The 14,634-nt window shown below is 63.7% G+C and carries 14 protein-coding genes; 9 read left to right on the top strand and 5 right to left on the bottom strand.

Annotated features, from left to right (window positions below; translation table 11 throughout):
* Window positions 1-35: 35 nt before the first annotated feature.
* The 3 genes from EWH12_RS07825 to EWH12_RS07815 are packed head-to-tail and all read left to right on the top strand — an operon-like array spanning window position 36 to window position 1,563.
* A complete protein-coding gene (locus EWH12_RS07825) occupies window positions 36-737 on the top strand; it encodes a hypothetical protein (protein ID WP_129926228.1) in 702 nt (233 codons plus the stop codon).
* Entirely contained in the window at window positions 734-1,321 is a 588-nt protein-coding gene (locus tag EWH12_RS07820) for a cytochrome c oxidase subunit 3 (RefSeq protein WP_066607654.1), read from the top strand. Before EWH12_RS07825 ends, EWH12_RS07820 begins: the two co-directional genes overlap by 4 nt.
* Entirely contained in the window at window positions 1,318-1,563 is a 246-nt protein-coding gene (locus EWH12_RS07815; RefSeq protein ID WP_066607652.1) for a cytochrome C oxidase subunit IV family protein, read from the top strand. Before EWH12_RS07820 ends, EWH12_RS07815 begins: the two co-directional genes overlap by 4 nt.
* A gap of 9 nt (window positions 1,564-1,572) precedes the next feature.
* On the opposite strand, the gene EWH12_RS07810 is transcribed toward EWH12_RS07815, so the two are convergent.
* The 5 genes from EWH12_RS07810 to EWH12_RS07790 all read right to left on the bottom strand — a co-directional run bounded on the left by EWH12_RS07810 (window position 1,573) and on the right by EWH12_RS07790 (window position 6,890).
* Window positions 1,573-2,352 (bottom strand): SDR family NAD(P)-dependent oxidoreductase, encoded by a 780-nt coding sequence (locus EWH12_RS07810; protein ID WP_129926227.1) that lies wholly within the window; start codon window positions 2,350-2,352, stop codon window positions 1,573-1,575.
* Window positions 2,349-3,995, bottom strand: coding sequence for an FAD-dependent oxidoreductase (locus tag EWH12_RS07805; RefSeq protein WP_165363584.1), 1,647 nt, complete (start codon window positions 3,993-3,995; stop codon window positions 2,349-2,351). Before EWH12_RS07805 ends, EWH12_RS07810 begins: the two co-directional genes overlap by 4 nt.
* A gap of 39 nt (window positions 3,996-4,034) precedes the next feature.
* On the bottom strand, window positions 4,035-5,093 hold the full coding sequence (locus EWH12_RS07800; RefSeq protein WP_066607646.1) for a class I SAM-dependent methyltransferase: 1,059 nt from the start codon (window positions 5,091-5,093) through the stop codon (window positions 4,035-4,037).
* The gene (locus EWH12_RS07795; protein WP_129926225.1) at window positions 5,086-6,111 is read right to left on the bottom strand and encodes an LLM class flavin-dependent oxidoreductase; all 1,026 of its coding nucleotides are present in this window, start codon (window positions 6,109-6,111) and stop codon (window positions 5,086-5,088) included. The genes EWH12_RS07800 and EWH12_RS07795 overlap by 8 nt, the downstream gene beginning before the upstream one ends.
* A 95-nt stretch (window positions 6,112-6,206) precedes the next feature.
* Window positions 6,207-6,890, bottom strand: coding sequence for a TetR/AcrR family transcriptional regulator (locus EWH12_RS07790; RefSeq protein WP_165363583.1), 684 nt, complete (start codon window positions 6,888-6,890; stop codon window positions 6,207-6,209).
* Window positions 6,891-7,037: 147 nt separating this feature from the next.
* On the opposite strand from EWH12_RS07790, the gene EWH12_RS07785 reads away from it, so the two are divergent.
* Genes EWH12_RS07785 through EWH12_RS07760 form a run of 6 tightly spaced genes read left to right on the top strand, consistent with a single transcriptional unit; the run spans window position 7,038 to window position 14,370 of the window.
* Window positions 7,038-8,660: a GMC family oxidoreductase gene (locus EWH12_RS07785; RefSeq protein ID WP_242495984.1), complete on the top strand. Its 1,623-nt coding sequence runs from the start codon at window positions 7,038-7,040 to the stop codon at window positions 8,658-8,660.
* Window positions 8,657-10,147: an aldehyde dehydrogenase family protein gene (locus tag EWH12_RS07780; protein WP_129926223.1), complete on the top strand. Its 1,491-nt coding sequence runs from the start codon at window positions 8,657-8,659 to the stop codon at window positions 10,145-10,147. Before EWH12_RS07785 ends, EWH12_RS07780 begins: the two co-directional genes overlap by 4 nt.
* 3 nt (window positions 10,148-10,150) lie before the next feature.
* The gene (locus EWH12_RS07775) at window positions 10,151-11,311 is read left to right on the top strand and encodes a sulfotransferase family protein (protein WP_129926222.1); all 1,161 of its coding nucleotides are present in this window, start codon (window positions 10,151-10,153) and stop codon (window positions 11,309-11,311) included.
* Window positions 11,298-12,476: a hypothetical protein gene (locus EWH12_RS07770; protein WP_242495983.1), complete on the top strand. Its 1,179-nt coding sequence runs from the start codon at window positions 11,298-11,300 to the stop codon at window positions 12,474-12,476. The genes EWH12_RS07775 and EWH12_RS07770 overlap by 14 nt, the downstream gene beginning before the upstream one ends.
* The gene (locus EWH12_RS07765) at window positions 12,458-13,225 is read left to right on the top strand and encodes an SDR family NAD(P)-dependent oxidoreductase (protein WP_242495982.1); all 768 of its coding nucleotides are present in this window, start codon (window positions 12,458-12,460) and stop codon (window positions 13,223-13,225) included. Before EWH12_RS07770 ends, EWH12_RS07765 begins: the two co-directional genes overlap by 19 nt.
* 38 nt (window positions 13,226-13,263) lie before the next feature.
* On the top strand, window positions 13,264-14,370 hold the full coding sequence (locus EWH12_RS07760; protein WP_129926221.1) for a phosphotransferase: 1,107 nt from the start codon (window positions 13,264-13,266) through the stop codon (window positions 14,368-14,370).
* The last annotated feature ends 264 nt before the right edge of the window (window positions 14,371-14,634 follow it).

The following is a 14,634-nucleotide window of genomic DNA, read 5'->3' as shown; positions in this document are numbered from 1 at the left end:
CGGGCGCGCAATCCACGCGCCGGGGGAGGAAAGCCATGGGCGGCAACAGCCTGACGATGAAGATATGCACCCTGATGGGCGCGCTGGCCGGAACATTGTTGTTCCTGGGCATATGGCCGCTGGCGCAGATGTTTCCGCCGCTGCCCCCGTCCATGCCCGCCGCCCAGGTGGCCGATTTCTATCGCGCGCACCAGACGGGCATATTGACCGGCGGGATATTGATCGCCGCTTCCTCGCCGCTATTCTTTCCCTTCGCGGCGGCGATCGCGACCTTTCTGAAGAAGATCGAGGGCGAACATGCGCCGCTGACTTTAGCCTTCCTGATGATCTGTGCGGCAGGCTTCGTCACCGTCTTTCTGGCCGGGCTGTTCTTCACCGTCGCAGCCTACCGCCCGGACTATCCCGACACGACGATCGCGATCATGAGCGACATCGCCTTTTTCCTGTTCGTGATGCCCGCCGTTCCGGCTTTCGTTCAGAATATCGTGACCGGCATCGTCATTCTGGGCGACCGACGGGCGCAACCGGTGCTGCCACGCTGGCTGGGCTATATGAACCTGTGGACCGGGGTGCTGTTACTGCCCGGCCTGGCAGTCGGCCTGTTCAAGGTCGGTCCCTTTGCGTGGAATGGCGTTCTGGCTTTCTGGGTGCCGGCGGTGGTGTTCGCCATCTGGTTCAACCTGATGATCGTCGCGATGCTGGGTGCGATCCGGCGTGACGCCTTGACGCAGGCATGAACGAGGAGGCAATCCACCCGCCGCGCCGCGCCGCACGCGGCCATGTGCCGGGCGAAGAAGGCGTCTGGGTCTTCATCGGGGGCGATCTGGTCGCCTTCGCTATTTTCTTCATGACCTACGCAGTCGCCCGGCGTCAGGAGCCGGCCCTGTTCGATCGCGCGCAGGCATTGCTTGATCGAGGGCTTGGCCTGCTCAACACATTGCTGCTGCTAACCAGTAGCCTGCTGGTCGCGCAGGCGTTGGCGGCGGTACGGCGCGATGATCGCCGCGCGCGTCCGCTCCTCTTGGGGGCGATGGCGCTAGGCACCGGCTTCGTTATCGTCAAGGCGTGCGAATATAGCGCGAAGATCGCGCAGGGTTTCACGCTCAACAGCAACGATTTTTCCATCTTTTACTATATGTTTACCGGCATTCATTTGGTCCACGTCTTGATCGGCCTGGGCGTTTTAGCCTTTGCGGTGTCGCGGTTCGACAACAGGGGCGCGTTACGCGGCGGCATCGGCGTGATCGAAGGCGGCGGCGCCTTCTGGCATCTCGTCGATCTGCTGTGGATCATCCTGTTTGCACTGTTGTATCTGGTATGAGCCGCCGTCTCACGCTGATCTGGGCCTTGCTGGTCGCCGCCACGCTGCTGTCTTTTGAAACGATGGGGTTGGGCGACGCCAGGATCGGCGGCGCGCTGATCCTGCTCCTCGCCTTCGCCAAAGTGCTGCTGGTCGGCCGTGAGTTCATGGAATTGCGCCATGCGCCGCTGATGCTGCTCTGGCTGTTCCAGGGCTGGGTGGCGGTCACAGGTGCGGCTCTGGCCTGCCTTCTCATCTTTTAGGACATTGCGCTATTTCGCGCTCCACCCGCCATCGACCGGCAGCACTTGCCCCGTCACCATCGCGGCCGCGTCGGAACAGAGCCACAAGATCGTGGCGGCCTGTTCTTCGGGCGTAATGGCGCGGCGGATCGGCTGGTTCGTCACCAGATCGGCAATGATCGCCTGCGCTATGTCCTCACCGGCTGTCTTATATGCCTCCGTCGGCACCACGCCGGGCGCAATGCAGTTCACCCGCACTCCGCGATCGGCATAGGCGACGGCTGCAAATTTGCTCAGGCGGATCACGCCCGCCTTCGCCGCAGCATAGGCCGCGCCCGCCGCGCCGACATGCAACAGGGCCGCGAGCGAGGTGATGTTGACGATCGCACCGCCGCCATGGTCGATCATATGGGCGATCTGATGCTTCATGCCCAGAAAAACACTGTTCAATGACAGGCGCTGGGTAAATTCCCAGCCGTCGAGCGGCTGGAGATGCAGGTCGGCCCCCGTCGCGCTGATTGTGGAGCCACCCGCGATGTTGGCGGCGACATGCAGGCCGCCGAAATGATCGACAGCTTCACGAACCAGCGCGGCGACCTCAGCCTCCACAGTGGCATCGGCACGGCGGAACAGAACGTCATGCCCCTGCGCGCGCAAGTCCGCCGCCGTCGCCTCTCCGCCGTCGGCATTGATGTCGGCCATCAATACACGCGCGCCTGCCTGCGCAAAGGCCGTCGCCGTCGCCTGACCGATGCCCCCTGCCGCTGCCGTCACCAACGCAACCTTGCCTGAATAATCGTAGCGGATCACTCTTCTTCTCCCTGCTGCCTGGTCATGGCCAGCGCGGCGCGATGGCCGTAAAGCATCCCGCGCATGTTCGCGATGCCGCTATTATATCCCCCGCCCCAGTCGAGCCACGCGGCCGCATTGCCCGCCGCATACAGGCCGCAGATGGGCTTGCCATGGGGGTCGATCACCTGCCCGTCCATGTCGATCGGCAATCCGGCGGTCGGCACGCCCATCGTCACCCGCATCAGCGGCACGGCATGGAAGGGCGCGCGCGCAATCGGGGCCATGTTGGGATGTGGCAGGCGCGGGTCGCCGGTCATGATCCGGGGCCAAGGCATTTTGCCCCTGCCAAAATCATGATCGACGCCATCTGAGCAAAAATCGTTGAAAGACTCCACGGTGGCGCACAGGCCAGGCAGGTCAATTCCGGTCTTGCCGGCCAATGCCTCAAGCGTCGGCGCGGAAATCGCCATGCCATCGGGCAAGGGCTGGCCGGGCCATGCCGGCAGCAGGCCATATTTGTCGAGCATGTCCTGATCGAAGATGATCCAGGCGGGCCAATTCGCCAGCCCGCCTTCCTGCCCGTCGAACCGCGCCACCCGCGTCGCCAGATCGGGATAGAAGCTGTCGTCGGCGAAACGCTGGCCCTTGCGATTGACGACGATGCTGTGGGGTGCGCCCGGCAACCACATCCGTGTCGAAGCTTGGCCATAGATATTTTCCCCCGGCACCGCATAACCGAGGAAGATAGGGGTTTGCGACGGCGCGCGCGCGGGCAAAGGCAGCGCGCCAGCCGCAGCGGCGAGGGCGAAATGATCGCCAGTGATGCTGGGCGGCGCCATGCTGCCAGCCTGCGGCAGGGCATCGAACGCGCGGACAAGATCGGCGCGCCAGTCATAGCCGCCCGTTGCCAGCACGACGCCCAGCCGTGCCTGAATGGCGTGGTCGCCCAAAGCATCGCGCATGATGACGCCCCGCACTTCCCCATCTTCGACGACCAGCCGCACGACTTCGCTCGATGCGTGCAGTGCCACCCCCCGTTCGACCGCCGCGACCACCTGCGCGGCGGCCAGTCCCGCGCCAGCGCACCGCTCGCCCGCCGCCAGATGCTGCGCCAGACGGTCGCCGATGAACGCGCCACCGTCCTGCATGTCGATCCACTCGTTTGACGTCGTATAGCTATAGCCATCGCCATAGGGAGACGTGAGAACGTCGTGGGCCAGATCGCCCAGCCGATCGGCGGCGAATGGCTTTATCTCGACATAGCGCCCTTGCGCCGCTGAACCGTCGACCAGCGGATAATAATAGTCCGGCAAGCCGCGCACCACCTGCATTTCCAGCCCGATGACGTCGGTAAAATAGCGCAATGCCTGTCGGCTATGTTCGAAATAGACGTCGCGCAGGGCGGGGACGGCGAATCCCTGATTCAAATGTCCCAGATATGCGTTGGCGGCGGCCATGCTGTCGGTCATGCCCGCCTCTTCCGCCAGATGGTTGGGGCCAAGCCATAATTGACCGGAAGAAAGCGCCGACACGCCTCCCAGCTGCACGAATTTTTCGAGCACGACGACACGCGCGCCGGACTGTGCCCCCGTCAGCGCTGCGGAAAGGCCCCCGATGCCCGACCCCACGCACACTATGTCGAAAGAGGAATCCCAGTCCATAATCTCTCCCATCGCCGAAGCTATGATCGGGCATCGGCCCTATGCATCGCGACGGACCGCGAGCAGGATGTTGAACGCCTGGCTGCGTTGCGGGTCAGCGGCGATCCGCGCCGAAAGGCGATCAACCAACAGGTCGAGCAGTTTGGCGGCATCGCGTGACGGATCGACGGCGGCGATCAGGTTCGGGCCATTGGCCGCCCGCATCATCGCAGCCCATTGCCGCCCCAGCAGCGCCGCATCGCCCGTTCTCACATAGGCGTCCCAATAGGGATCTGGCGATTCGACCAGCGAGAGATGGTCGATGACCAGTCCGGGCAATCCATTGGACGCAAAGGGTGCGGCGACTTGTTCGATGGAACGACCCGCCGATGGCGCTGTCATCCGCCACGTTTCCGCCATGGTCAGCCACCCTTCCTCTCGTAGCGAGAGGATCGATTGCCAGAAATGCCCGGCCATCCATTCAAAGCCATGACTGTCGGGACCGCGCCCCATAAATTGGCAGATCAGCTGCCCGCCAGGTCGCAACTCGGCCCGGCGCGCCTCCAGGAACCGCAACCAGTCGTCCGCCAGAACGGCATCAACGGCGGCGCGCGCCTCGGCAGATTGGCTGAATATGGCCCAGCCATGATCGTCCACCGCGACAGGACTGTGGCTCATCCAGTGCAATGCGTTGGACGACCAGCCAATATCCACGCTGGACGCGGGCAATATCTGATCGAAATAGGACCGCCCTATTGCGCTGGGGTAAATGCCGTCCCGCCCCGCCATGTAGCTGGCGGGGTCATGGTCCAGCACCGCGAACAGAGAGGCAAAATCGTTGGAAGGCAGGTCGGTATGAACGATCTGGACTGCGCGCGATCCATCCCCGACTCGCACAAGGTCGATGGCAGACCCCATCGGCACCATCGAATTGCGCCCTTGCGATGCGCCATAGTCGACAATGGTGACCGGCCCGTGCGACCGCGCGCCGATGCTGCGCGCTGCCGCTTCCAGCAAGGGGAGCGCGCTTTGCAGATTGGCCTGTTGTAAACCGGAATGGCGATTATAAAGACCGCCTCCCGCCATGGCCGCGACCGGCCGGTGTGCGACGTCAGTCATAAAAGGCGTCGGCAATGCGCTGACCATATATCGCCGATTTTTCGGGCGACAGGCCATAATGGGGGATAACCGGCGTGATCGCGTCTGCCTGCGCCGCGCGTTGCGCCACGCGATCGCGCACCTCGTCACGCGGACCGATGATGGCGATGCTGTTCACCATGGCGTCCGTGCACGCCGCTGTCATCGCCTGATAATCCCCCCGCGCGAACGCAGCCTGTATCGCCGCCGCCTCTCGCCCGAAGCCGATCTCTTGGAAATAACGCAGATATTGGGGCGATTGACTATAATAAGCGATCGTTGCCCGACAATCGTCCGTCGCCTCGCGCCGGTCATCGGAAATGGCGGTGAAGATCGATATATTGAGCGTGAAAGCATCCCGCGCCCGGCCCGACAGGTCCAGCCCAGCCTTGATGGCGGGCATCACTTCCCGATCAATCCAGGCATCGTTCCACAGGGGGTGACCGAGCAACCCGTCGGCGATCTCGGCGGCCTGGGTGCTGGCCTTTTGAAACAGGGCGGGCAGGATGATCGGGATGTGCGCGCGCAGAGGCGGGTGCAGCAGGCGGAAATGGGACAGGTCCAGCCGATGATAGTCGCCGCCCAGTTCCGTCAGTTCGCCGCTATGTCCCTTGGTCACGATGGCGCGGATCATGCCGACAATTTCCCGCATATGGGCGAGCGGCTTGCCATAGACGCTGCCAAAGGAGCCTTCGACCTGGCTCTGCGCGCTGGACCCCAGACCCAGCACGACCCGTCCATCGCTGACAAGGTCAAGATCGATCGCGCTGCACGCCGTTTCGAGCGGACTGCGCACAAAGGCGAGTGCGATGCCCGTCCCCAGCTTGACCCGCTGCGTCGCCGGCGCCACGGCGGCCAATGTCGTGAAGGGCGCACCGAACATCTGCGGCGCCCACAGCCCTTCCACGCCCGCCGCTTCGAGGGATTGAGCGATGCCGACCAGATCCGCGCCGGGCATCGGCATGATCTGCGCCCAGACTGGCTTGCGCCGTTTCGTCATCCGTCTCTCCCTGAATCGCAAAGCCATACGACCGCGCGGGCCTGACTTTTGCCAGCATTGGCAAGAGAGTTAGAAGACGATCGCCTTTACACAGCCTATCCTTGGAAAGGGCAACCCTGGTTCGCCGCCGACCCGGCCGTCCCGTCGTTATCGTCGAAGGGCGGCTGCATCAGCAAGGCGCAACCGGTGGCGATCAAATCCTCCAGATATTGATCGGACTGCGGATAGCGCCCGCCGGTCAGATTGGCGACACGATCGCCATAGCTGACCCCCATCAGGAAATTGGTCACCGCCACGGAAAGGCGCATGGTGAATACCTGATCCGACATATCGGCGCAGCGCGTGCGAAGCGCCTGATGCACCAGGCGGACCGCCGGCTCTTCATGCCTTGTATCAAAGGCTTCATCGAACGGGTCGTTGAGGATCAGATGCAGGATGAATTGCGAATAGATCCAGCGCTGTCGCCCTGCAAACGCGTCCAGCACGGGCAGCAGGAACAGTTCCAGCAAGCCGCGAATGTCGTCCGGCAACTTGGGCAGACGCTGCATCCTTGTCATCCGGCAATCATCCACTTCCGCCTGACGAATGTCGTAGATCGCCCGGATCAGGCGGTCTTTCGACCCGAAATGGCGATAGATGGCGGAATTGTTCCCCTGTTTCGCGACACGCAGGATTTCCCGTATCGACGCCCCTTCGATGCCGCGCTCGGCAATGATTTCCTCTACCGCCAGCAGCAATTTCTGCGCGACGGGGCCATGATCTGCAAATCTCGCTTTCATCCCAAAACGCATGGCAAGCCCTCCCCGCCAAGCCAAGCGGAAATATGGCGACGATGACAGCGCGCACCCCCGCCCCCCTATCACAGGACAGGTGGGGCAATGGACGGGCCCGTGGTCTGTAACGTCATGGCGAGGAACCGGAACAACATGATGCTGCATGGCTATGACTATATCATCGTCGGCGCAGGATCATCCGGCTGCGTCCTTGCCAACCGCTTGTCCGCCGATCCCACCGTCACCGTCTTGCTGGTCGAGGCTGGACCCGATGACAATAGCCCCCTGATCGCAATGCCGCGCGGCATCGGCAAATTGCTGGCGCCGGGCAATGCCCATGTCTGGGACTATGCCGTATCGCCGGGCGGCAACGCGCCGCAGGAAATCTGGTTGAAGGGGCGAACGGTCGGCGGGTCGAGTTCGGTCAACGGCATGGTTTATGTGCGCGGCGCGCCCGCCGATTATGACGCATGGGAAGCGGCAGGCTGCACCGGCTGGGGCTGGGACCGGATGGGTCGTCACTTCGTCGCGCTAGAGGATCATGCGCTGGGCGCGAAGCCATGGCGCGGCACTGGCGGGCCGCTGAAGGTCAGCGTCCATCCAGCGGGCGACCCGCTGTGCGAGGCGTTCCTGGACGCGGCGGCGCAGGCCGGGACGCAGCGGGTCGACGACATGAACGACATCCCCGCCGTCACACAGGGCGGCATGGGCTATCAGCCAACATCCACCTATCGCGGCAAGCGCTTTTCCGCCGCGCGCGCCTTTCTGAAACCGGTGCGGGGACGCGTGAACCTGACCGTGGCGACCGGCACCGACGTCCAGCGCATCCTGTTCGATGGACAACGGACCAGCGGCATCCTGCTGCGCGACAAGCATGGCGTGCATGAGGTTGCGGTACGGCGCGAGATCATCCTGTCGGCCGGCGCGATTCAGAGCCCCAAATTGCTGCAATTGTCAGGCATCGGCCCCCGCGCCCTGCTAGAATCGATGGCCATTCCGGTGGTGGTCGACGCGCCCGGCGTCGGCGCAAACCTGCGCGAACATCGCTATCTGGGTTTCACCTATCAGGTGCGCGGCAACAGCCTGAACCAGAAGCTGTCTGGCCTGGGCCTCATCGGATCGGTCCTGCGCTACATCTTCGGATCGAAGGGCGCGCTGAGCCACGCCGCGCATGAAGTGGGTGGCTTCATCAAGACGCAGGCGTCGCCCGACCGGCCCGATGCGCAGATCGGCCTGGGGCTCTATTCCTTCCATACCAATGCCAAGGGCGCGGTGGCGCTGGACCCCTATCCGGGGATGACCGTCATCGCCTATTATCTGCGGCCCGACAGCCAGGGGCAAATGCGGATCAGTTCCGCCGATCCCGATGCGCCGCCCGTCATCGACGCCAATCACCTGGCCACCGATACCGACCGGCGGCACTTCGTCGCCCTGTTCCGCTGGCTCCGCTATCTGGCCACGCAACCCGCGCTCAAGGACTGGATCGTCGCGGAGACGGGCAAGACCGTGGGCATAGAGACGGACGAGGACATATTGGCCAATGCGATCGGTCTTGGCGGCACGTCCTTCCACATTTGCGGGACGTGCCGGATGGGCGCGGATGCGGACGCCGTACTCGACCCGCAGTTGCGCGTGCGTGGCGTCACCGGCCTGCGCGTGGTCGACACCTCCATCATGCCGACCATCGTGTCGGGCAACACCAATGCGCCAGCCATGGCGATCGCCCTTAACGCTGCGGAGATGATCCTGCGGCCCGGACAGGATATCCACCCATGACCATCCCCTTCACAACGATCGACAAACTCTACATCGACGGCGCATGGGTTGCCGCAGGCGCAGAGCGCGACGCCATCATCAATCCGGCGAGCGAAGCGGTGATCGGCCACGCGCCCGTGGGCGATGCAGCGGAGGCGGAGGCGGCTATCGCGGCAGCGCGCGAGGCGTTCGACAATGGCCTCTGGCCGCGCATGGCGATGTCGGAGCGCGCGACCTATCTGCGCCGGATGCACGCGGCGCTGGACGCGCGACGGCCGCAGATCGTCGCGCTGATCGTGGCGGAGGTCGGCTGCGCGCAGGGCGTGACCCGCGGGATGCAGGTCGCCAACCCGCTCGACCATCTGCTCGCCGCGCTGGACCATTCGACCCGCGACGACAGCGTCCGCCTGCCGATCGACATCACGCCCAACCCGTTCGATCCCGATGGCCCGCGCAAGATGGGAGGGACAACGGTGGTGCGCGAGCCAGTGGGCGTGGTCGCGGGCATCACCGGTTATAATTTCCCTTTTCTCATCAATCTGGCCAAGATCGTGCCGGCGCTGCTGGCGGGCAATACGCTGGTGTTGAAACCCTCCCCTTTCACACCGTTTTCGGCGCTGTTGTTCGGCGAGATTGCCGAGGAAATCGGCCTGCCCAAGGGGGTGCTGAACGTCATCACCGGCGGGCCGAAGGTCGGCACGATGCTGACCAGCGACCCGCGCGTCGACCTGATCAGCTTCACCGGGTCCGAAGGCGTCGGCGCGGCGATCATGGCGCAGGCCGCCCCGACGCTCAAGCGCGTGCATCTGGAACTGGGCGGCAAGTCGGCGCTGATCGTGCGGCACGATGCCGATGTCGCGCGGGCGGCGGCGATGGCGGTCGCCATACTGTCCGTCAATGCGGGTCAGGGCTGCGCGCTCCTTACCCGCCTGGTCGTCCATAACAGCATCCGCAAGGCGTTCGTGGAAACCGCCTGCGCCGTCGCCAGCCATTTCAAGATCGGGGATCCGATCGATCCGTCCGTGGCGATGGGGCCGTTGATCCGCGAATCGCAGCGGAGCAAGGTCGAAAATCTGATCGCCATCGGCCGCGACGAAGGCGCAAAGATCGTCCATGGCGGCGGGCGGCCTGCGGGCCTGGACAAGGGCTTCTTCACCGACATCACGATTTTCGACGATGTCGACAACGCCATGACCATCGCGCAGGAAGAGGTGTTCGGCCCGGTCGGCTGCATCATCGGCTTCGACAGTGACGAGGAAGCGGTCCGCATCGCCAATGATAGCCGCTACGGCTTGAATGGCGGCGTCGAGACGGCGGACGCGGCCAAGGGATACGAAATGGCCCTGCAAATCCGGTCGGGCAGCGTCATGCTGAACGGCGGCACCGGGCGCATGAGCTATGCGCCGATCGGCGGCTATAAGCGATCGGGTGTCGGGCGCGAATATGGTCCCGATTGGCTGCATGAATATCAGAATCAGAAGTCGATATTCTATCCGTTGGGGATATAAGCCATGGCAACGATCAGCAGCGCCCATGATTTCCCCGACGCCGATACGCTTCTGGACCGCTATCCCCTGCCCGACTATCTGCGCGACAATGTCAGGCCCGGCCTGACGATGTTGCTGGCGTCGATGGCGGAGGACCGCGATCTCAACGCCAATGGCCATGCCCGCGCCCTGCATATCGTCAACGATGATCTGTCGCGCTTGAAAGCGATAGCCGACGATCGCGCGCGCTACCCCGAAATTGCCGAGGTGGAGATCAGACAACCACTGTTCATCCTGGGCCTGCCCCGTTGCGGCACCAGTTTCCTCCATGCGTTGATGGACGGCGACCCGCAGGTCCGCACTCCACTGATGTGGGAAGTGGCCGAACCCTCGCCCCCGCCAGAGGCCGCGACAGCCAATACAGACCCGCGCATCGCCCGCTTCGACGCGCATCTGCGCGCGCAATTGGGCGCGGATGCCGACGAATTGCTCAAGGCCCATCCGCTCGGTGCCAAAATACCGCAGGAATGCGGGTCGTTCATGACCACGTCGTTCCAGAGCAGCAATCCCTGCATGTTCCAGCATCTCCCGCGCTTCTACGACTGGTTCAAGGGGATCGACGCAACCTTCCGCTACGAGGTGCACAAAATGTGGCTCCAGCATCTGGGCTGGCGCCATCCGGGCAAACATTGGGTGCTCAAGATTCAGGAGCATATGTACAAGCTGCCTGCGTTGCGCAGCATCTATCCCGACGCGATATTCATTCAACCGCATCGCGACCCTACCACCGTTATCGCCTCCATATCCCAGCTTATCAGCGTCATTCGCGGGCCATCCTACGATAATCTCGACCTGCACGCGCTGGGGGCCGAGTTTCTGCAACTCTGGTGGGACGGGGTGAAGTGCAGCATGGACTATCGCAAAGCGCATCCCGAGCTGCCGATCCACGACATGCGCTACAAGGATCTGGTCGCCGATCCGGTCGCCACCATCCGCGCCGCCTACGACCATTTCGGCTGGGACTTCACGCCGGAATCGGAAGCGGGCATCCTTGGGTGGCTGCACGACAATCCGGCGGGCAAACACGGCGCGCGCAGCTATACGCTGGCCGATTACGGCCTGACCACCGATCAGGTCAGCGACCGGTTCGCCGAATATATAGAGACATATCGTGCCTACATCTGAACCGTCTGCCTGGCGCGGCTGGCTGGAGACGATGGCCAGCGCGGACAGCGTATTGGACAGGTTGACGGACCCCGCAGACCCGCAGGCGCGGGCGGAGGCGCATCGCCTGCTCTTTGCGGCGCTCGCCACCGGCTACCAGACCGCGTTCGCCGACGCCGATCAGCCCGATTTCGTGCCGTCGGTCAGCAATGTGCTGAACACCGTCGGGGTCAATCCCGACTTCATCTATGGCGCGGCGCGGATTGATGGTAGCGGCATTTACCGGCTGTCGGGCCAGCGTGGCGACGGGGTGTTCATCTTCATTGATCTGGTCGCAGGCGGGCTGGGACCGATGGAGCAACTGGGTCCATCGGTCGGCATGATCGACCTGGATGCCTGCACATTGGGGCCGGACGGGGCGTTCGACATATTGGTCAGTGGCGAACGGCCGGACGGTCATACGGGCGACTGGTTCCCGCTCGATCCACGTGCCGTCACCATCGGCCTGCGCCATGCTTATTATAACTGGGGCGTGGGCCGGGAATTGCGGATCGCCATCGAGCGGGTCGACCGGCCCGTGGGCGGCGCGCCCATGCCTGCGGCCGAGATCGTGCATCGGCTCGATCGGTTGTCCGCCTTCGTCGAACGCTATGCCGGTTTCGCGCTGGGCTATGGCCAGCGACAGCGGGCGCAAGGCTTCATTAACAGCCTTGAATATGACGACTGGGCCGGACGCGGCGGCGTGGCCGGGCAGCATTATTATCAGGGCATTTTCCGGCTGGAAGCGGGGCAAGCGATGATTATCGACACCGCGATGCCCGATCAGGTCCGCTATTGGAATGTGCAGCTGAACGATCCGCTGTGGAACACGATCGACTGGATCAACCATCAGAGCAGCCTGAATGGCGGCCAGGCCGTTCTGGATAGTGACGGCCGCTTTCGCGCCGTGATCGCGATCGACGATCCCGGCGTGCCCAACTGGCTGGACCCGGCCGGGTGGCTGGAGGGATCGCTGATGCTGCGCTGGACCGGCGCGAGTTCGGGGCCGGAGCCGGTGCTGAAAATCGTGCCGGCGGCAGAGATACGCGCGCACCTGCCCAGCGATACGCCGGTGGTGACGCCAGAGCAGCGCGACGAAGCCCTCCGTCGGCGCAGGCGCGGGGCGCAATGGCGGCGACGCTGGTGATGGAATTTACCGGCAAGGTGGTCCTCGTCACCGGGGCGGGATCGGGATTGGGTCGGGCCGCCAGCCTGGCGTTCGCGCGCGAGGGGGCAACACTATGCCTGCTGGGGCGCAGCGCGTACAAGCTAGCGGAAACGGCGCGGTTGATCGGGGAAGCGGGCGGCCGTAGCGTGGAGCTACCCTTCGACCTGGGCGATGCCGATGATTGCGCCGCTTCGATCGCAGCGGCCATCGCGGCGTTCGGGCGGCTTGACGTGCTGTGCAATATCGCCGCCGATGTGATGTTCCACCAATTGCCGGACGTCACCGCCGCACAATGGCATCGCACCATCGCGTCCAATCTGTCCGGCCCCTTCTTCCTGATGCAGGCGGCGATGCCGCACCTGATCGAAAGCCATGGCAATATCATCAGCGTCGCGTCCACCGCGGGCTTCATGGGCCAGGCCTATCTGGCGCCCTATACAGCGTCCAAATTTGGCCTTGTCGGCCTGACCCTGTCGCTGGCGATGGAGATGATGGACAGTCCGGTCAGGATCAATGTCCTGGCCCCTGGCCCGATGCGGACGGAAATGTTGCAGGGCATGGCGTTTCCTGACTTCGCCGATCCCCGATTGCTGGCCCGCTACACCGGGATGCGGCCGCCCTGCCCGCCAGAGGATGTAGTGGAACCGCTGCTGTTCCTGGCGTCCGACCGCGCGCGCCGGGTGCATGGCGCCTGCTGGGCGGTCGATGGCGGGATCATGGCCGGTTAGCCCCGCCGAGATAATATAGCAGAAAAGGATAGCTTTGTATGGCCGACCCACTGGCGCACCCGACATCGGCGGCGGACATCACGCCCGCCTATCTGACCAGGCTGATGGCGCAGGCCGTGCCGGGCGTGACCGTCACTCATGTCGATATGGTGGAGGCCAAGACCTATGGCGAGCAGTTCGTGTCCACGGCGGGGCGCGTGATCGTCAATGTCCGTTATGGGCCGGGCAGTCCGGCGGACCTGCCTACCCGCCTGGTCGTGAAGGTTGCGCGCGGCGTCGACAAGATATTGGCGCCCTTCTACGAAAATGAAGTCAATTTCTACAATCGCGTCCGTCCCGGACTGGACCTGGAGACGCCGCGCAGTTTCGGCGCGGGCTTCGATGCGGTATCGAGCGACTTTGCCATCGTGCTGGAAGACCTGACCCTGCGCGGCGCGACCTTCCCCAGCGTCCTGTCGCCGGTAACGCTCGACAATGTGCGATCCATCCTGTCGCAGCAGGCAAAGCTGCACGCCCGCTTCTGGGAAAGCCCCCGCCTGCGGCCCGGCGGCGATCTGGCCTGGGCGGGCAGCCATGTCGAGGGCAAGGTGGCGGAACTGATGATGGTGGGGGCCGAGCCGCTGATCCAGCATGAGATCGACACGGTGTCATTCAAGCGCGAAATGGTGCAGCGACTGCGCACGACCGGCCCTGCCCTACGCAACGGCACCTTGGCGCTGCACCGGCACCAGCAGAGCCTGCCGCAAACGCTGGTCGAGGGCGACATGCATATCGGTAACAGCTATATATTGCCCGATGGGTCGGGTGGGCTGCTCGACTGGCAACTCACCTGTCGCGGCCATCATATGCATGATGTCAGCTATCTTGTGACGACGGCGCTGTCGGTGGAGGATCGCCGCGCCCATGAACAGGATCTGGTCCGCTTCTATCTCGATAGGCTGGCGGTCGAGGGCGTGGCCGATTGCCCCTCGTTCGAGGAGAGTTTTACCGAGTTTGGCCGCTGCCTGATGTGGGGCGTCTATATCGGCTGGCTGACGACGCCAGTGGTCAATTATGGCTGGGAGATCACTGTCATGAACCATTTTCGCCTGACCACGGCGTTCGAGGATCACGAAACAGCGCGGTTGATAGCACAGGTAGTGTGACAGATCGAGCTTAGCGACGCGCCCCCCGCTCGTCATTGCAGAGGGCAGCGTCGAGGGGTTCGTAACCACGCCACAACCGCAGAGATCACCAGCATCTTCGAGAGAGAGCGCCTGTCTCCCATTCTCATCGCTATTTGAGAGCCCGATCCGAAAGTTGTTGAGCAATACCAGCATGTTGTGATTCAGCCGTCTTTGCGACAAGATGGAGTGAATGGTGGCATGGACTGGTATTGCCCGGCGAGAGCATAGTCGGGAAGGTTTGCG

Origin of the sequence: Sphingobium cupriresistens (assembly GCF_004152865.1) — a bacterium.
Classification (GTDB): domain Bacteria; phylum Pseudomonadota; class Alphaproteobacteria; order Sphingomonadales; family Sphingomonadaceae; genus Sphingobium; species Sphingobium cupriresistens.
The sequence above is the reverse complement of the archived record's forward strand: the minus strand, read 5'-3'. Positions and strand labels throughout refer to the sequence as shown.

What these genes read in the sequence shown, in the direction of transcription:
- EWH12_RS07760 (WP_129926221.1), top strand. Translation starts at nt 13,264, where the DNA reads ATGGCCGACCCACTGGCGCACCCGACATCGGCGGCGGACATCACGCCC.
- EWH12_RS07790 (WP_165363583.1), bottom strand. Translation starts at nt 6,890, where the DNA reads ATGAAAGCGAGATTTGCAGATCATGGCCCCGTCGCGCAGAAATTGCTG.
- EWH12_RS07775 (WP_129926222.1), top strand. Translation starts at nt 10,151, where the DNA reads ATGGCAACGATCAGCAGCGCCCATGATTTCCCCGACGCCGATACGCTT.
- EWH12_RS07780 (WP_129926223.1), top strand. Translation starts at nt 8,657, where the DNA reads ATGACCATCCCCTTCACAACGATCGACAAACTCTACATCGACGGCGCA.
- EWH12_RS07805 (WP_165363584.1), bottom strand. Translation starts at nt 3,995, where the DNA reads ATGGACTGGGATTCCTCTTTCGACATAGTGTGCGTGGGGTCGGGCATC.
- EWH12_RS07800 (WP_066607646.1), bottom strand. Translation starts at nt 5,093, where the DNA reads ATGACTGACGTCGCACACCGGCCGGTCGCGGCCATGGCGGGAGGCGGT.
- EWH12_RS07825 (WP_129926228.1), top strand. Translation starts at nt 36, where the DNA reads ATGGGCGGCAACAGCCTGACGATGAAGATATGCACCCTGATGGGCGCG.
- EWH12_RS07820 (WP_066607654.1), top strand. Translation starts at nt 734, where the DNA reads ATGAACGAGGAGGCAATCCACCCGCCGCGCCGCGCCGCACGCGGCCAT.
- EWH12_RS07795 (WP_129926225.1), bottom strand. Translation starts at nt 6,111, where the DNA reads ATGACGAAACGGCGCAAGCCAGTCTGGGCGCAGATCATGCCGATGCCC.
- EWH12_RS07785 (WP_242495984.1), top strand. Translation starts at nt 7,038, where the DNA reads ATGATGCTGCATGGCTATGACTATATCATCGTCGGCGCAGGATCATCC.
- EWH12_RS07765 (WP_242495982.1), top strand. Translation starts at nt 12,458, where the DNA reads ATGGCGGCGACGCTGGTGATGGAATTTACCGGCAAGGTGGTCCTCGTC.
- EWH12_RS07815 (WP_066607652.1), top strand. Translation starts at nt 1,318, where the DNA reads ATGAGCCGCCGTCTCACGCTGATCTGGGCCTTGCTGGTCGCCGCCACG.